Here is a 13,210-nt window from a genome sequence, read left to right on the forward strand (position 1 = left end):
TGCGTCAGGTGCTGGGGATACCGGTGATCGCGGCGATCTCGGCCGGGTCGATGACCGCGCGGGGTGTGCGGCGCCATGCCTCGCGGAACAGGGCGTCGCCGGACAGGCCGGCGAGACACACGCCGAACTCCCGGGTGGTCAACCTTCGGATCTCACGGGGCGTCAGGTGGTACTCGCGCCGTAGGTCGGCCTCGACGATCCGCCAGTGTCGGATCACCGCTTGCCAGAACTCTTCGTTCTCTTGCTGCTCTTGGCGGCGGCGCGTTTCGCCGCCCGGTTCGCCGGGGCTTTTCCCGCCTCGTCCTCCTCGACCGACTTCGCGGCCTCGGCGAGCGACAGTGATCCGGGGTTGGCCATGTTGGCGCCGGCCCACCGCATCAGCACGCCCAGGGACTCGTTCGAGAACGGGCTGGTGCGCTCCCATTCGTCGAGGGCCTCGGCGCCGAAGATCGGCGTGAGGATGTCCCGCATCACGCCCGGATCCTCGCTCTTGGCGAGGCGGCGGGTCATGAGGGTGAAGGCGATCGGGACACCGATCGGCAGGGTGTAGACCTTGTTGCCGATCTTGATGCTCGCGGGCCGGATCGCGGCCTGGGTCTCGACGATGAACGCGTCGAAGTCCTCGGCTTCCAGGGCCTCTACGGGTTCGCGCTCGGTCATGCCACGGCCATGGTCGTCGGGGCACCGGAACGGCGGATCGTGACGGACCAGCTCGACTTGTCGTTGTTGCCGCCGCCCTGCTCGCCGGGCGTGCAGGTCGCGTCCCACACCGCCCACGTCGTGGTCTGGGTCTCGTGACGGAACCGAATCCTGTTGTGCGATGCGACGCCGAGGCCGAGCGCCCACACACCATCGACGTACGCCTGCCCCGCGTCCTGGGCGCCGGTCGCGGTGTCCGCAGCGTGCTGGCCTTCCAGGCTCAGGGAGGCGCCACGCTGCATGACGTCCTCCTCGTAGTAGCCGTCACTGCCGAAGTGGGTTGTTTCGGCGGTCTCTTCGTTTTCGCCAGCGTTGTAGGTGAACGTCAGGATGTGGCCGATGTCGAGCCAGGTCGACGGCGCGCTCTCGACCTGGAACAGCCAGCCGCGCGCGTCGATGGGGCGCTGTGTCATGGGGGTTGCCTCCTTCAGGGGCGGTTGACGGTGGGCGCTCCCACGGTCAGGCGGTAGTTGACGACGTGTTCGTGCCGGCCGTTCGCGTCCACGCCCATGGACGCCGGCGGGGCCTGGGCGACGCACAGCACCAGCCATGTGCCATCCGGGAGCGCGGTGCGGGTCAGGCCGTGCAGAGCCGAGTAGATGGCGTAGGAGCGGCGGCGCGAGACGCGCGGATCGGGTCCGCCGCGCACCCGCACCTGAAGCGAGGGTTCGTCGACCGGTACCCGTGAGTCCGGCTCGGGGCCGCCGTACAGGGTGAGGACGACCGCAGCGTCGGGCGTGGCTGGCATGTGCTCAGCAAAGGTGTCGCCGTCCGCGCCGGTCGGGTCGTACGTGCCCAGGTCGCGCGCGGCCAGGTAGCGGGCGATGCCGTCGACCAGGTCGAGCTCGTCAGCCACGGGTTACCCGCCGGACCCGTGCGGCGACCAGCGCCATGATTTCGGGACCGGCCGCGGCGAACGGTTCCTCGAGGTACTTGGCCTTGCGGCCTCCCAGGTGGCGCCACTGGAGATTCTCGTGTTGCGGAACGGCGTACGGCGTGTCGTAGCTGACGGCGCCGGTCAGGCTCGCACGGTCGACGCTCGCGGTACCCGACCGCTCCAGCGTCGCCTCATCGATGGGCACCTCGCGTCGGGTCTCGCCCAGGGCGTACTCCATGCCCAGTTCCAGACCATCGGCCATTGCCTCCTTCATGCCGTCGACGGCCCGGTCGATGCTGAGTCGCAGGGTCGCTCGGGTCATTCGCAACTCACCTCCTGGTGGTCGGGTGTGGGCAGGCCGCCGCCGTTGCGGTCGGCGTCGCCGATCACGAGGGTTCGGCGGCCGGACGGCAGCGTCACGCGGCTGCGCGGGGGGCAGGTGACGCCCCGTCGGATGATCAGCGTGGCCGTGGAGACGACGACCTCACCCGTGGGCGACCGCACCTCGCGCACGGCCTCGTCGACGAACCCGCGCACCTGGGCCTCAGGCCCGTACAGCGGCCCGTACGCGCTGTTCCCCACGTAGGGCTCGATGCGGATGCGGTGCCGCAGCAGCCATCGGGGTACGGCGCCCATCAGCAGTTCCTGACGACGCCGAGCCGCAGCCGGCAGGCCAGGCGCGGCGACCGCAGCAGTGTCCAGACCCGGTTGGGGATGTCCTCGCCCGAGGCCGCCGCGCCGGCCGCCGCCCGGGAGATGGACACCGACCCGATGGACACCGACCCGACGGTCGCCGCGGTGCCCAGGTCGTCACCTTGCTCGTCCCACCACCGCACGAGCGCGCACGTCGCGGCGGCGAACGCGGCGATCACGACGGGGTCGGTGGGGTCGCCGGACGCGTCGACGTCGTACACGGCGGTCAGCAGCACCACCGCGTCCAGGACGGCGGACGCGTCGGCCAGCAGCCGCCCGGCGTCCGCCGGTATCGGCAGGGAATCGCTCGGCCATGCCGCCCCCAGGTCCGCCTCGGTCGCGTATGCCATCTCGGCACCCCCGGTCAGGCCGTCGGGACGTCGATGACCGCGATGCTCAGGCCGGTCACCGCGGAATAGTCCACGTGGACCTTGCCGGTGGACTGGTTGTACGACGCCGGCCAGCACGGTGTGAGGACGTCGCCGGTCGTGGCGGGCACCACGATGAGCGTCGGGTCCACGCCGCGCCCGTCGCCGAGCGGCGGCGACAGGACGGTGACCGTTTTCTGGGTGGCGTCCGTGTTCTTGATCCGCAGGATCCGGCGGCCGTTGTTCGCGAACGCGTGCCCGTCGGCGATCGCTGGCGTGAACGTGGTGGCGGCGCCGGTGCGGGCGGGTGTCTGCGCGGTCAGGTCAGTCCTGGCCATCGGCGGTCCCTCCGTACTGCTCGGCGAGCTGGTCGCGGGTCAGGCCCTCGGCGGTCGCCCGATCGGCGCCGGTCGTGAGCGCGTAGGCGACCCAGTCGGCCTTGGTCGCGGACTTCGCCGGCGGCTTGACCGCCACGACGGGCGTGTCCGTCGGCGGCGGGGCGGCGGTGCGCTCGACGTCGTATCCCGCGCCCTGGCAGTAGCCGATGACGGCCGGATCGTCGGTCTCGGCGATGCCCTGGACGAAGTGGACGCCGCCGACGTCGCCGGTGAAGCCCGGTTGCGGGCTGGTGATGCGTGCCATGGTCGGTTGCCCCTTCTCAGGCGCTCTTGATGTTGCGGAAGACGGCCGCGGCGCGGGTGGCCTTCAGGACCGGCGCGATCGGGCCCAGCTCGACCTCGCCGACCTTGACGGCGAGCGGGGTCGTGAAGTCGGGGAGGTACGTCTGCACGAGGGAGCCGCCCGCGACTGCGGCACCGTGGAACCCGTCGAGGCCGTAGCGCACCGCGTACAGGTCGCCCAGGCCGGTGATGTTGCCGCCCGCGCCGCCCGCGTCCGGGTCGCGGGTGACCAAGGCGATGACGTCCGTGTTGGACCCGGCCTTGGACTTGAGGTCGACCAGCGGGATGCCGTTGTACCTGGTGACCGGGCGGCCGAACGCGTCCGTGGTCTTGTCGAGCTGGTCGGCCCACGCGGCGATCTTCTTGAACAGCGCGAGCGTCTTGCGGTTGCCGTAGATGACGTCCGGTTCCTCGTCCAGGGCGGCGAGCCAGTTGTCGATGTGGACCTGCGCGGCCAGCGCGGACGCCTTGTCGTTGATCGCGGTCCAGTCGACGTAGCCGAGCGCGACACCGTTGGCCAGCGGCAGGTATTCGGTGCTGCTGCCCGTGAGGATCTTCGCCAGGCCGTCGAACCCGTCGGCGTCGACGGCGGTGTCGCCGTTGATGACGGCATCGGCGAACTTGGCCTTGGCCGCCTTGATCTTCTGGGTCATGTTCAGGGTGACCGCACCGGAGACGGCCGGGCCGAGCTTGGCGATCACGCGGTCGACCTTGAACGAGCCACCCAGGGGCCGCAGTTCGACGCTGTACTTCTGGGTGGTGACCTCGTCCGAGGTGTACTCGGTGTTGAGCGGGCGGAACGCGGCGGTGGCCTGCGTGATCAGCCGACGGTAGCTGTAGGTGAGGGTGTCGCCGCCGGTGGGCGACGCGGTGTCGTCGAACGTCATCCGGTCGAGGATGTCGCTGCTCTTGCGGAACTCGTCGATGACGTTGACGTCGAGGTCGTCCTGCGTGTTGTTCTTGGCTTCCGCCAGGGTGACGGCCATTCGCTACTCCTTGGGTCAGCGGCCGAGCCGGGCGGCTACGGCGTCCTGCATGGACTTGGGCTTGGTGCCGGCGTGCGGGCCGCCGGTGAAGTCGCCGCCGCTGCGGGTGACGGGCGCGGGCGTGGACTTGAGCGAGGCGTCCGCGGCGATCGCCGCCGTGATGGCGGCGTCGACCTGCGACTCGAACTTGTCGCCGGACGGGTCGAGCTTGGCGAGCTTGTCGGTGAAGGCCCGCGAGTCGGTCAGCTTCGCGCCGTTCGCGCCCAGGGCCGCGGACCGCTTGAGGATCGCGAGTTCGGTTTGCAGGGATCGGTTGGTGCTCTCCAGGTCGGTGACCCGCGCGGCGAGCTGCTCGGGCGTCGCCGCGGCCTGGTCGTCGCCCTTGAGCCCCAACGCCTTCGCGATGGCGTCGAGTTGGCTGGCCTGGGCCTTCTCGGCGGCGTCGAGCTTCGCCTGTAGGTCCGCCACGGTCGGGGCGTTCGGGTCGACGGCCGGCGCGGCAGGCTTGGGCGGATCAGCCGGCTTGGCGGGCGGCTGCGCGGCCGGGGCCTGACCGGCGCCCGCTGCCTGTCCGTCGCCCTGGTCGCCGGTCCCGGTGCCGCCGGCCGCGCCGCCGGTACCACCGGTGTCGCCCTCGCCGGAACCGCCGGCCAGGTTGTACACCGGCCGTCCGGACGGCAGGTAGCCGATGACCGTGCGCGGCGGAAGGGAGATACGGGGACGGTGCACAGTGGCCTCCTGGGCATGCGAAAGGGCCCGCCGATCGGCGGGCCCTGCGGGTTGGTTCAGTAGACGATGCTCGGATCATCCGGCGGCGGCGCGGCCACCGACACGGCGGGCGGATCGCCGCTCACCTCGGGAGCGGGCACCACGGAGAGCGCCGCCAGGTACAGGGGCACGGGATCGTCGGGCCCGGTCGGCTCGTATATCGGCCCGACCGGGGTGAGGGGCTGCGGGCCCGTGCCGAGGACCAGCAGGGTCGCCGTGGTCTGGTCGTCGGCCGTCCACGCCTGCCCGGTGTGCTCGACCCACCGGTCGGGGTCGATCCGGGACTCGATCCGCCACACGATGTCTCCTCGCTACAGCAGGGCCAGGACTCCCAGCATGAACGCCTGGAGTTCACTGCCGCCGAAGTTGCGGTCCGATCGGCCGAACAGATCTTGTAGTCCGACCTGGAACACCTCGGAGTTCAGGGCCGCGGGGTCCGCGGATCGGCCGCCCCGTTCGTAGGTCTTGCCGGCGTAGGCGTTCGCCCACTCGTCGCGGTAGGTGATCTCTCCGCGCTGGTAGGCCGAGTTGCGGTACAGCGACGCCATCTCGACCGGTGTCTCAAGTGTGCCGTCATGGGTGGCACGCCGCCGCACGTAGGTGTACTCCAGCTCGGTCAGGCCCGGGACGTACTGCTCCATGCGGTGCCCGAGCTCGTGCGCTGCGACCTCGGCCGGGTACGAGCTGAACGCGCCGTTGTAGGCGATCTCGCGTCCGTCCATGGCCAGGGCGTCCCCGATGGGGGACTGGCCGCCGTAGAACGCGCGGTCGCTGCCGATCAGCCGCAGCGGCACGGCGGCCTGCTCGCGCAGCCAGTCCGAGGGGAAGAATGCGAGCGCCTCGTCGAGCCATGCCTGTGCGCCGGCCGGGGCTGCCGCGCGTGCTCCCCAGCTCGGGACGCGTGCCAGGTCGGCGGCGGTCGCGCCGGTCGTCGAGAGCGAACCTCCCAGCTCGCGGACATCGGCCAGCAGTGCCCGGATGGTCTGGGCCTGACGGCGTGCGACGGCGGATTGCGCGGTGCGCAGGGCCCAGGTGTCGACGGGGTCCGCGCGCCGCAGGTCCGAGACATGATCGGTCAGCCGCGCGAGCTCCCGATCCGCGGCGAACGCGTCGGCCAGGTCGTCGCGCAGTGCGTGCCCCACCTCCAGGGCCCGATCCAGGTGCCGCTCGTACGTCTCGGGAGGCAGCAGCCGCCCGTTCGGGTCGCGCCGGTAGGTGTCGTGCTCGGTCGACGGGTCCAGCCGCAGCAACCGCCGGTCGCCGTCCGTCAGTTCGCCGGCAGGCGTGCGGTCGATCCTCCGCAGGTCCTCGATCCACATTTCCCGGAACCGGATCTCGCGGTCGACGTCTGCGGTGCGCTCCTCCATGATCCGCTCGCGCTTGTGCTTGGGGGTGCGCGAGCGGCGGAACTCGGCCTCGACCCGGGCAACGAGCTCGGCCCGTTGCGCCAGGAACCCGTCGAGCTCGGCCTGGTGCTCGTCCATGCGGACGTCGAGCCGGCGCCGGCCGGGCACCTCGACGAACCGCTCGTCGTACCAGCCTTCCCGGCCCGTGGGGAGCTGCTCGCGTGCCTCCTCGATCCGGCGCCTGGTCTGCGGCGATACCCGGGCGGACGCTGCCGGCGGTGCCGACGGGCCGGGTGGCGTCGGCGTCGGCTCGGGCATCTCGGGTGTGCCGTCGGGGCCGCGACGCAGGGGCTTCGGGGTCATGAGCTGTTCGCGGTCGCGCCGGCGCTTGACGCCGGTCCTGTCCACGTGCTCCCGGATCTGCTGCTGGTACGCCCTGGCGCGTGCTCGCGCTGCCGTGCGGGCCTTGTCGTCGAGCGCCGCGGCCTCGCGCCGTTTGGCCGCGCGGACCTGGCGCTCCAGGTACCGCAGGCGCTGCCGGTCGCTGTCGCCGTCGGGGTCTTCGGTGTCCGTCAACGGGCGCGTGAGGCCGGGCAGGTACGCGCTGACCGAGTGTCGGCAGTTGGGGTGCATCAGGCCCTTCGCGCGCGCCTGGTCCAGGGTGGCGGCGATCGTGACCGCGACCATCTCGCCGTCCCGCGTCGCGTGCTCGACCTCGACCGTCCCGGTGCTGCCGTCGAGCGAGAGCACCTTGCCTTCCCACGGGCGGCACAGCTTGCACTCCTGGGGTGCGTCGCTGACCATCACCAGGTTCACGCCCGAGGCCGACAGCCGGTCGGTGTGCGCCTCGATCGAGGCGCGGGCAACGGCCGTACGGACCGCCATCTCGGCATAGCTGGAGAGCTGCCACGACCGGCCGGCTCGGTCGACGAACCCTGTGATGCCCTTGGCGGACAGCCGGTCCAGGGTGAGCTGGGTGAGCGCCCGCCGGTCGGCCTCGCCGACCAGGCCGCGGGCGGCGACCGTCGCGACCGTCGCGCGGTACATGTCCGCCGACTGCCGCAGGATGCCCAGGTGGGTTGCCTGCGTGTTGTGCATGACCGCGTTCGCGAGTCGGTCGATGGCGGCGGCCTGGGGCAAGTCCTCGCGTACGCCCGGCTGGTGACGCAGATCGAGCGTGCCGAGCTCGTCGACCGCGGCGCGCTGCCCGATCGCGTAGGCGTCGGCGATCGACTGGCGGATCGCCGGCCCCGCGTCGCGGTCGAGCCGATCCACCACGTCACGCGCACCGGCCTGGAGCGCGCGGATCCCGGCGAGCTTCCGCTCGGCCCAATCCGGCGCGGGCAGGTCCTTCGCGAGGGCGGCGGCGATGCGCTCCAGCAGCGCGTATTCGGCCTCCTGGTAGAGCACACCGACCGAGCGGACCAGGTGCTCGGACATGTCCGGCGAGATCGGCACGCGGGGCCTCCTCGCTACACCAGGTCGCCCGCCTGCATCGGGTCGGGAACCGCAGTGCCGTGCTCCTGCTGGATGCGCGCGACCTCGGCGTCGACCGCGTCGTCGTCCCAATCGGGGTTGAGCCGGCGGACCTTGACCCAGGTGGAGATCGCGCCGGCCTGCTCAAGCAGGGACAGCGTCTCGGCCACGGATTTGGGGTCCTCGCTCACGCCGTCCGGCCAGTGCAGCACCGGGCGTTCGACCACCAGCCCCGGAGTGAACCCGAGCACGCGGTCGAGCTGGAGCATGACGCACGCCATGTACTCGACAGGATCGGTCTCGTACTCCGTCTTCTTGCCCCTGGTGGTGAGGCTGCGGCGCTCGCGCGCGGTCACCTCGGTTGCGGTGACGGCGACGTCGCCGGTCAGGCCGAAGCTCTGCACCGAGTAGCCAGCCAGGCGTACCGCTTGGCTCATCGCGGCGGCGGCCGACCGCTCGTGCTCATCGACGCGGATCGCGAACTGGTTGATGGTCAGGCCCTGGTCGCCGTCCGGCGGGGCGTTGATTCCGGCCCAGATCTCCCGGTCGTCGAACTCGGCGCCCTTCCCCATGCCGCGCGAAGTCAGGTACTGGTTCGGGACGATCAGCCGGCCGGCGCCGATGCGGATGTCGCGCTGCCACGACGTCCAGGTGTGGTCAAGGGCGTCGAACAGGTGGTGGATGCCCTGGAAGTCGGAGCGTCCGAAAGGCGATCCGCGGCGGCGCCTGTTGGGCTTGACGTTGGGGATGTAGGCGGCCGTCAGGTCGGTGATGCCGGTGGCGATCGACTGTCCGTCCTCGCCGAGGGAGTCGGCCAGGCCCGCCGTGTCGGGGTGCTCGGTGAGCGGCACCGGGCGGCCGAGCTGGTCGCGGGTGCCCTGGTAGACGCCGTGCCAGATCCGGCCCGGCTCGTGCCGCTCCAGGTGCCGCAGGACGACCGCGCCGTTCCACGCGAGTTCGCGCCAGAACGTGACCGCGATCAGGTGCCCCAGGCGCATCTCGGGTACGGCGCAGTCCGCGTGGATCACCGTGAGGATCGGGCGCGCCCCGATCTCCAGGTCCCAGGTGGCGCGCAGGAATACGCCGCCCAGGGCCGAGCTGACCTCGGCGGCCTCGGCCAGGGTGCGGCCGATGCCGCGGGTGATCTCGGCGAGGCGGTCCTGGGTCGCGGTGGTGTCGACGCTGAGGGCGGGCGGCTCGGCGAACAGCAGATCGGCGGACGTCGTGGCGATGTCGCCCGCAAGGGGGATGTGCACGCGGGTGTCGCGCTGCCCCGGCTCGGGGCCGTTGCGGGCGGACCACTGCCACCACCGGCGCCGCTCCGACGGGCGGCTCTGCTCGCTCGCGTACAGGTCGCGCAGCCGCTTGGGGTCGCCGCTGTACCAGGCGTCGTGGGTGGCGATCTCGGCGTACTCGGCGCGCATCGCGGGCGGCGGCCAGGGAACCCCGGCTTCAGGCAGCGGCATTGAGCGTCCACTCCTTCGGGGTCAGGTCGCGCCACTCGTGCGCGGTGCTGTGCAGGGCGTACCGCAGGGCGTCGACCGAGTGATCGTCACGCTTGATCGGGCTGTCCTCGCCCTGCTCGGCGGCCTTGCTGTCCCAGGCGTACGAGGGAAGTTCGTCGAGCAGGCCGGTGCAGGAGGAGTGGGCGCGGAACAGGTCGTTGCCCAAGGCGACGGATACGGATCGGATGCCGTCCAGGACGTCGTTGCGGGCGCGGGCCACGTTGGGCACGCCGTCGGCCCAGAGCTGGGTCATGAAGCTCGCCGCCGACGGGTCGACCAGGATCCACTCGGGTTCGACGCCGCGGGCCTGGCCGTGCTCGCCCGGTCGTTGGATGTCGGCGAGCCAGGCTTGCAGGCCGGCGCTGTACTGCGCGTCGGTGAGCTGCCGGCGGGCGGCCCGCGAGTCGTGCCGGTACTCGGACACGGCGTAGGTGCGGTCGTCCTCGCCCAGGCCGATCAGCAGGGCGGCGAACGGGTTCACGGTGCCGTAGTCCAGGCCGACGCACAGCCAGCGCCGCATGTACGGCATCGCGTCCACCACATGCCGGTCTGGATCCCACATGTCGTAGACGACGCCCTCGGCCAGGCACCACTCGCCGAGGATGTACCGCTTGTAGAACAGGCCGACGTGCTCGCGCTTGAGCGCGGCCAGGTAGTCCGCGGTCAGGTTCGGGTTGTCGTCGAGCTGGAACGAGAACCGGGCCAGGTCGAGTGTGTCGTCACCGGCCAAGTGCAGGACCTGGCCGGTGCGGGTGAGGTGCAGCGACGCGCGGGTCAGGAAGTCCCGCATGAGCCAGTGGTTCTTGGACTCGGGGTTGGTGGTGCCGAACCACTGCGCTCCCGGGATGCTCAGCCGCGTCGTGAACATGCGAAAGAACGACTCGGGATAGGTGGTGACCTCGTCCAGGTAGCCGCCGGCGAGGGTCATGCCCTTGACCTTGTCGGCCGCCCGCTCGTCGTTCGCTCCGGCGGTGTAGACGGTGCGGCCGAACAGGTCGACCTCGCCAGCACCGACGCGGTAGCGGCAGCGCGAGGTGCCGACCATCTCGGTGATCGGGTCGATCACGTTGCGCTTGAGCGCGCGTTCGGTCTTGCCGACCATGAGCAGCGGGCCGGCCGGTCCGTGGCGGACGTAGCGCAGCCACCGCATGATCGAGCAGATCGTCTTGGACGAACGGACCGCGCCTTCCCAGAGGTTGCCGCGGGCCGTGGCGAGACGAACGGACTCGGCCTGTTTGCCGACCAGGGGCGTGATCACGTCGTCTCCTCGCCGGTCATGGCTGCGAGCCACGCGTCGACGGCGGCCAAGCCGTTGGGGTCGACGCCGTGTCGGTCGAGCGCGAGGTGTTTGTCGGTGGCGACAGCGGCGATCACGGCCGCCTTGGCGGCGTTGGCCTCCTCCAGCTCGGCGCGCGTGTGCGCCACGGCTTCCTCGGCGAGGGTCAGCCAGGCGTCACCGAGGGCGGCCCGGCGGGCGGCCTGGTCGACCGTGGCCGCGGCGGTGGCCTTTTGTGTCTGCGTACGTTCGAACGCGTCCACAGGGCCTGCGTCGGCGGCGAGCTTCGAGACCGTGCTGGGGCTGACCCCGTGCGCGCGAGCGATGGCCCGGCACGACAGGGTGCCGGCGGCGACGTCGGCCAGGATCGCCGCCCGGATGGCGTTGTCGATGCGAGGGGGCACATGGTCACCCCCTCGCGACGATCGGTGCTAGCAGGCGTCCCAGCGCCAGGTACCGGCCTCCCGGCTCCAGGGCTGGGCGGTGCGCTCCAGCGCTGGCACGCCGACACCGTAGGTGACCCGGGCAAGGTCGCCGGAGAGCTGGTCGATCGACAGGTTCTTGATCGTGAGCGCGCCGTACGTCTGCTTCGCCTGTGCGGTCAGGCTCGTGTACTCGGTCTTGCTGATCTTCTTTTGGCAGCGCGCCGACAGGATGGCGTAGGCGGTGCCGGGGTCGTCCGCGAACAGGGCAACGGTGTACTTGCGTACGGCGCTTTCGAGCGCCTGGCGGTCGGCCTGATCGGTTCCAGCCGCCCCGCTGCCGGTGGTGGCCTTGGTCGACGTGCCGCCAGCGGGCTCTCGGCCGCCCGGGTCGGCGGTGGTGGCCTTCCGGTCGTCGTCTCCGTCGCCGCCGCAGCCCGCGGTGAGCAGGAGTGCCGCCGCCAGGGCTGCGGTGGTGGCGTGTCGGGTGATGCGTCGCACTGTGCCCCCAGGTGTGGATGTCCCTGGGTTCGACTCCCGGGCGGCGCCGAGGGTTGTACGGGCCCGCCGATCGGGGGATGTCGACGGGCCCGGTGTGACCGCGCGACGGGGAGACGCAGGGGCCACAGTCGGTCAACGACCTGGTTGCGTGGAGGTCACCGCTCGATCGGACCGAGGGAATGTCCGCATGGTGAGATTCTTCGGCAAAATCGCACTGAGTTTTCGGCTCGTGAACAGGCAGCCAACGGTGGCTGACTGGTCAACGAAGGTACTGACTGGTCGTGACTGGTCGTGACTGGCGTTGACTGAAGGTTCCTGGCGGTGACCAGCGGTGCCTGGTGGTGACTCGGCGCTGCCAAACGTTGCGCGACCTGCACATTTGCTGCCTTTGGCGATGTCCGAGCGATGCCTGTTGCCTAGTTTCCGGCAACGCATGGTGGCGTGCTTTCATGCTGCGAACGGTGCGGAACGCCGTACCGAAGGGGGCGAGCCGCCCACGATCTTGGCGGAAGGGGGCGGCTCGCGGAGAGACTCGGAGGTCTCATGTCCGAACGTAACATCCCGCCCTGGCGTCCCTGGGCGCGCTTCGGTCGCGATGTCGCGGTCCAGGTGATCGGCAGTGTTGTGGCCGTGGGCCTGCTCGCCCTGCTCGGCTATCTGCTGACCAGGTAGCTGACGCACGACGAGAGCCCCGGGCCGGATGTCGGCTCTCGGGGCTCTCGGTGTGTTTCCGGGCATGCCGGATTCACAAGCTGTGGATAACTTCGATCAGCGTAGGTGTCGCGTTCGAGTCGCGCAAGTGATCATCGGCCACTCCCCTGCCGGTGTCGGATCCGTTCTACGCGGTGCTCTACGCCGCGCTGACCTGGGATGTAGACGTAGAGCGGCTGCGGCGCGGGCGGTGGGGGAGGGATGGGCACACCGGTCAGCAGGGGCTCGATGTCGGCGCGGTGCAGGCCTGTTCGTCCGCCGACTGTGCCGACGCGCACCTGTCGGCGGACGGGGATGGCGAGGTCGTCGAGCAGGGCTCGTAGTTGGTCGTCGGTCCGTCCGGCCCAGTGCGGGTACTTCCGGAAGGTGTCGTAAAGCTCGACCAGGTGCACGGCCTGCCGGTCCGGTCCGATGATCGCGAGCAGCAGCACCAGGTACGCCTCGCGCCGCATGGTGGCCCTGGTGGGGATCACCGCATGCCGCGCAGGGCCAGGCCCAGTGCGAGGATCATGACGGCGCCGAGCGTGAACCACAGCATCGCCGTGCGCTGGGCGTCCGACCGCTTGCCTTTGCCGCCCTTGTGCCACTGTCCGGCGATGTAGCCGGCGATGCTGAACGCGACGGACAGGCCGACACCGATCTGCTTCGGGTTGGTCGTGCTCGTGTCGGCTTGGGCGAGCATTTCGCCGGCGAGTTGGTGCAGGCTCATGCGACAACCGCCCGGATGGCGGGTGGGACGACACGACGTGTCCGCCCGAATCGCCCACCCGACACGTCGTGTCGGCTCGGCCGATCAACAGGTTGGTTCACCGCGTGTTCGTCACCCACCGACCGGACCGGTTGGCGGGTTCCAGCGTTCCGGTTGGCGGGTCGCGTCGACCACCCGACACGGCATGGCGGGC

At 70.9% G+C, this 13,210-nt stretch carries 20 protein-coding genes; 1 reads left to right on the top strand and 19 read right to left on the bottom strand.

Annotation, left to right across the window (positions count from 1 at the left end):
- Nucleotides 1-4: 4 nt before the first annotated feature.
- Genes OG948_RS21300 through OG948_RS21380 form a run of 17 tightly spaced genes read right to left on the bottom strand, consistent with a single transcriptional unit; the run spans nucleotide 5 to nucleotide 11,597 of the window.
- The gene (locus OG948_RS21300; protein WP_406298058.1) at nucleotides 5-217 is read right to left on the bottom strand and encodes a hypothetical protein; all 213 of its coding nucleotides are present in this window, start codon (nucleotides 215-217) and stop codon (nucleotides 5-7) included.
- Nucleotides 214-660 carry a hypothetical protein gene (locus tag OG948_RS21305; RefSeq protein ID WP_406298059.1) on the bottom strand — a complete coding sequence of 149 codons (447 nt, stop codon included), beginning with the start codon at nucleotides 658-660 and terminating at the stop codon, nucleotides 214-216. The genes OG948_RS21300 and OG948_RS21305 overlap by 4 nt, the downstream gene beginning before the upstream one ends.
- A complete protein-coding gene (locus OG948_RS21310; RefSeq protein WP_406298060.1) occupies nucleotides 657-1,112 on the bottom strand; it encodes a phage tail tube protein in 456 nt (151 codons plus the stop codon). The genes OG948_RS21305 and OG948_RS21310 overlap by 4 nt, the downstream gene beginning before the upstream one ends.
- A gap of 14 nt (nucleotides 1,113-1,126) precedes the next feature.
- Complete coding sequence (locus tag OG948_RS21315; protein WP_406298061.1) at nucleotides 1,127-1,555, bottom strand: minor capsid protein; 429 nt, start codon at nucleotides 1,553-1,555, stop codon at nucleotides 1,127-1,129.
- On the bottom strand, nucleotides 1,548-1,898 hold the full coding sequence (locus OG948_RS21320) for a hypothetical protein (protein ID WP_406298062.1): 351 nt from the start codon (nucleotides 1,896-1,898) through the stop codon (nucleotides 1,548-1,550). The genes OG948_RS21315 and OG948_RS21320 overlap by 8 nt, the downstream gene beginning before the upstream one ends.
- Nucleotides 1,895-2,212: a hypothetical protein gene (locus tag OG948_RS21325; RefSeq protein ID WP_406298063.1), complete on the bottom strand. Its 318-nt coding sequence runs from the start codon at nucleotides 2,210-2,212 to the stop codon at nucleotides 1,895-1,897. Before OG948_RS21325 ends, OG948_RS21320 begins: the two co-directional genes overlap by 4 nt.
- A complete protein-coding gene (locus OG948_RS21330) occupies nucleotides 2,212-2,619 on the bottom strand; it encodes a hypothetical protein (RefSeq protein ID WP_406298064.1) in 408 nt (135 codons plus the stop codon). Before OG948_RS21330 ends, OG948_RS21325 begins: the two co-directional genes overlap by 1 nt.
- Before the next feature lie 14 nt (nucleotides 2,620-2,633).
- Complete coding sequence (locus OG948_RS21335) at nucleotides 2,634-2,975, bottom strand: hypothetical protein (protein WP_406298066.1); 342 nt, start codon at nucleotides 2,973-2,975, stop codon at nucleotides 2,634-2,636.
- Complete coding sequence (locus OG948_RS21340; RefSeq protein ID WP_406298067.1) at nucleotides 2,962-3,279, bottom strand: hypothetical protein; 318 nt, start codon at nucleotides 3,277-3,279, stop codon at nucleotides 2,962-2,964. The genes OG948_RS21335 and OG948_RS21340 overlap by 14 nt, the downstream gene beginning before the upstream one ends.
- Before the next feature lie 16 nt (nucleotides 3,280-3,295).
- Nucleotides 3,296-4,303 (bottom strand): major capsid protein, encoded by a 1,008-nt coding sequence (locus tag OG948_RS21345; protein WP_406298068.1) that lies wholly within the window; start codon nucleotides 4,301-4,303, stop codon nucleotides 3,296-3,298.
- Between the two features lie 15 nt (nucleotides 4,304-4,318).
- Complete coding sequence (locus OG948_RS21350; protein ID WP_406298069.1) at nucleotides 4,319-5,032, bottom strand: hypothetical protein; 714 nt, start codon at nucleotides 5,030-5,032, stop codon at nucleotides 4,319-4,321.
- Between the two features lie 56 nt (nucleotides 5,033-5,088).
- Nucleotides 5,089-5,370, bottom strand: a complete 282-nt coding sequence (locus OG948_RS21355; RefSeq protein ID WP_406298070.1) for a hypothetical protein — start codon at nucleotides 5,368-5,370, stop codon at nucleotides 5,089-5,091.
- Between the two features lie 12 nt (nucleotides 5,371-5,382).
- Nucleotides 5,383-7,875 (bottom strand): phage minor capsid protein, encoded by a 2,493-nt coding sequence (locus OG948_RS21360; RefSeq protein ID WP_406298071.1) that lies wholly within the window; start codon nucleotides 7,873-7,875, stop codon nucleotides 5,383-5,385.
- Nucleotides 7,876-7,889: 14 nt separating this feature from the next.
- Complete coding sequence (locus tag OG948_RS21365) at nucleotides 7,890-9,359, bottom strand: phage capsid protein (protein WP_406298072.1); 1,470 nt, start codon at nucleotides 9,357-9,359, stop codon at nucleotides 7,890-7,892.
- Nucleotides 9,346-10,656: a PBSX family phage terminase large subunit gene (locus OG948_RS21370; protein ID WP_406298073.1), complete on the bottom strand. Its 1,311-nt coding sequence runs from the start codon at nucleotides 10,654-10,656 to the stop codon at nucleotides 9,346-9,348. The genes OG948_RS21365 and OG948_RS21370 overlap by 14 nt, the downstream gene beginning before the upstream one ends.
- Nucleotides 10,653-11,078 carry a hypothetical protein gene (locus OG948_RS21375; protein WP_406298074.1) on the bottom strand — a complete coding sequence of 142 codons (426 nt, stop codon included), beginning with the start codon at nucleotides 11,076-11,078 and terminating at the stop codon, nucleotides 10,653-10,655. Before OG948_RS21375 ends, OG948_RS21370 begins: the two co-directional genes overlap by 4 nt.
- A 27-nt stretch (nucleotides 11,079-11,105) precedes the next feature.
- Nucleotides 11,106-11,597, bottom strand: a complete 492-nt coding sequence (locus OG948_RS21380) for a hypothetical protein (RefSeq protein ID WP_406298075.1) — start codon at nucleotides 11,595-11,597, stop codon at nucleotides 11,106-11,108.
- 543 nt (nucleotides 11,598-12,140) lie between these two features.
- On the opposite strand from OG948_RS21380, the gene OG948_RS21385 reads away from it, so the two are divergent.
- A complete protein-coding gene (locus tag OG948_RS21385; RefSeq protein ID WP_406298076.1) occupies nucleotides 12,141-12,269 on the top strand; it encodes a hypothetical protein in 129 nt (42 codons plus the stop codon).
- Between the two features lie 131 nt (nucleotides 12,270-12,400).
- On the opposite strand, the gene OG948_RS21390 is transcribed toward OG948_RS21385, so the two are convergent.
- Together OG948_RS21390 and OG948_RS21395 are read right to left on the bottom strand one after the other, a co-directional pair.
- Nucleotides 12,401-12,781 carry a hypothetical protein gene (locus OG948_RS21390; protein WP_406298077.1) on the bottom strand — a complete coding sequence of 127 codons (381 nt, stop codon included), beginning with the start codon at nucleotides 12,779-12,781 and terminating at the stop codon, nucleotides 12,401-12,403.
- Complete coding sequence (locus tag OG948_RS21395) at nucleotides 12,778-13,017, bottom strand: hypothetical protein (RefSeq protein WP_406298078.1); 240 nt, start codon at nucleotides 13,015-13,017, stop codon at nucleotides 12,778-12,780. Before OG948_RS21395 ends, OG948_RS21390 begins: the two co-directional genes overlap by 4 nt.
- Nucleotides 13,018-13,210 lie beyond the last annotated feature (193 nt).

The organism is Embleya sp. NBC_00888 (genome assembly GCF_045207655.1).
Lineage (GTDB): Bacteria > Actinomycetota > Actinomycetes > Streptomycetales > Streptomycetaceae > Embleya.

Excerpts from the sequence above, each read along its gene's own strand:
- OG948_RS21305 (WP_406298059.1), bottom strand. The coding sequence starts at position 660 with ATGACCGAGCGCGAACCCGTAGAGGCCCTGGAAGCCGAGGACTTCGAC.
- OG948_RS21310 (WP_406298060.1), bottom strand. The coding sequence starts at position 1,112 with ATGACACAGCGCCCCATCGACGCGCGCGGCTGGCTGTTCCAGGTCGAG.
- OG948_RS21320 (WP_406298062.1), bottom strand. The coding sequence starts at position 1,898 with ATGACCCGAGCGACCCTGCGACTCAGCATCGACCGGGCCGTCGACGGC.
- OG948_RS21325 (WP_406298063.1), bottom strand. The coding sequence starts at position 2,212 with ATGGGCGCCGTACCCCGATGGCTGCTGCGGCACCGCATCCGCATCGAG.
- OG948_RS21330 (WP_406298064.1), bottom strand. The coding sequence starts at position 2,619 with ATGGCATACGCGACCGAGGCGGACCTGGGGGCGGCATGGCCGAGCGAT.
- OG948_RS21335 (WP_406298066.1), bottom strand. The coding sequence starts at position 2,975 with ATGGCCAGGACTGACCTGACCGCGCAGACACCCGCCCGCACCGGCGCC.
- OG948_RS21340 (WP_406298067.1), bottom strand. The coding sequence starts at position 3,279 with ATGGCACGCATCACCAGCCCGCAACCGGGCTTCACCGGCGACGTCGGC.
- OG948_RS21345 (WP_406298068.1), bottom strand. The coding sequence starts at position 4,303 with ATGGCCGTCACCCTGGCGGAAGCCAAGAACAACACGCAGGACGACCTC.
- OG948_RS21365 (WP_406298072.1), bottom strand. The coding sequence starts at position 9,359 with ATGCCGCTGCCTGAAGCCGGGGTTCCCTGGCCGCCGCCCGCGATGCGC.
- OG948_RS21385 (WP_406298076.1), top strand. The coding sequence starts at position 12,141 with ATGTCCGAACGTAACATCCCGCCCTGGCGTCCCTGGGCGCGCTTCGGT.
- OG948_RS21395 (WP_406298078.1), bottom strand. The coding sequence starts at position 13,017 with ATGAGCCTGCACCAACTCGCCGGCGAAATGCTCGCCCAAGCCGACACG.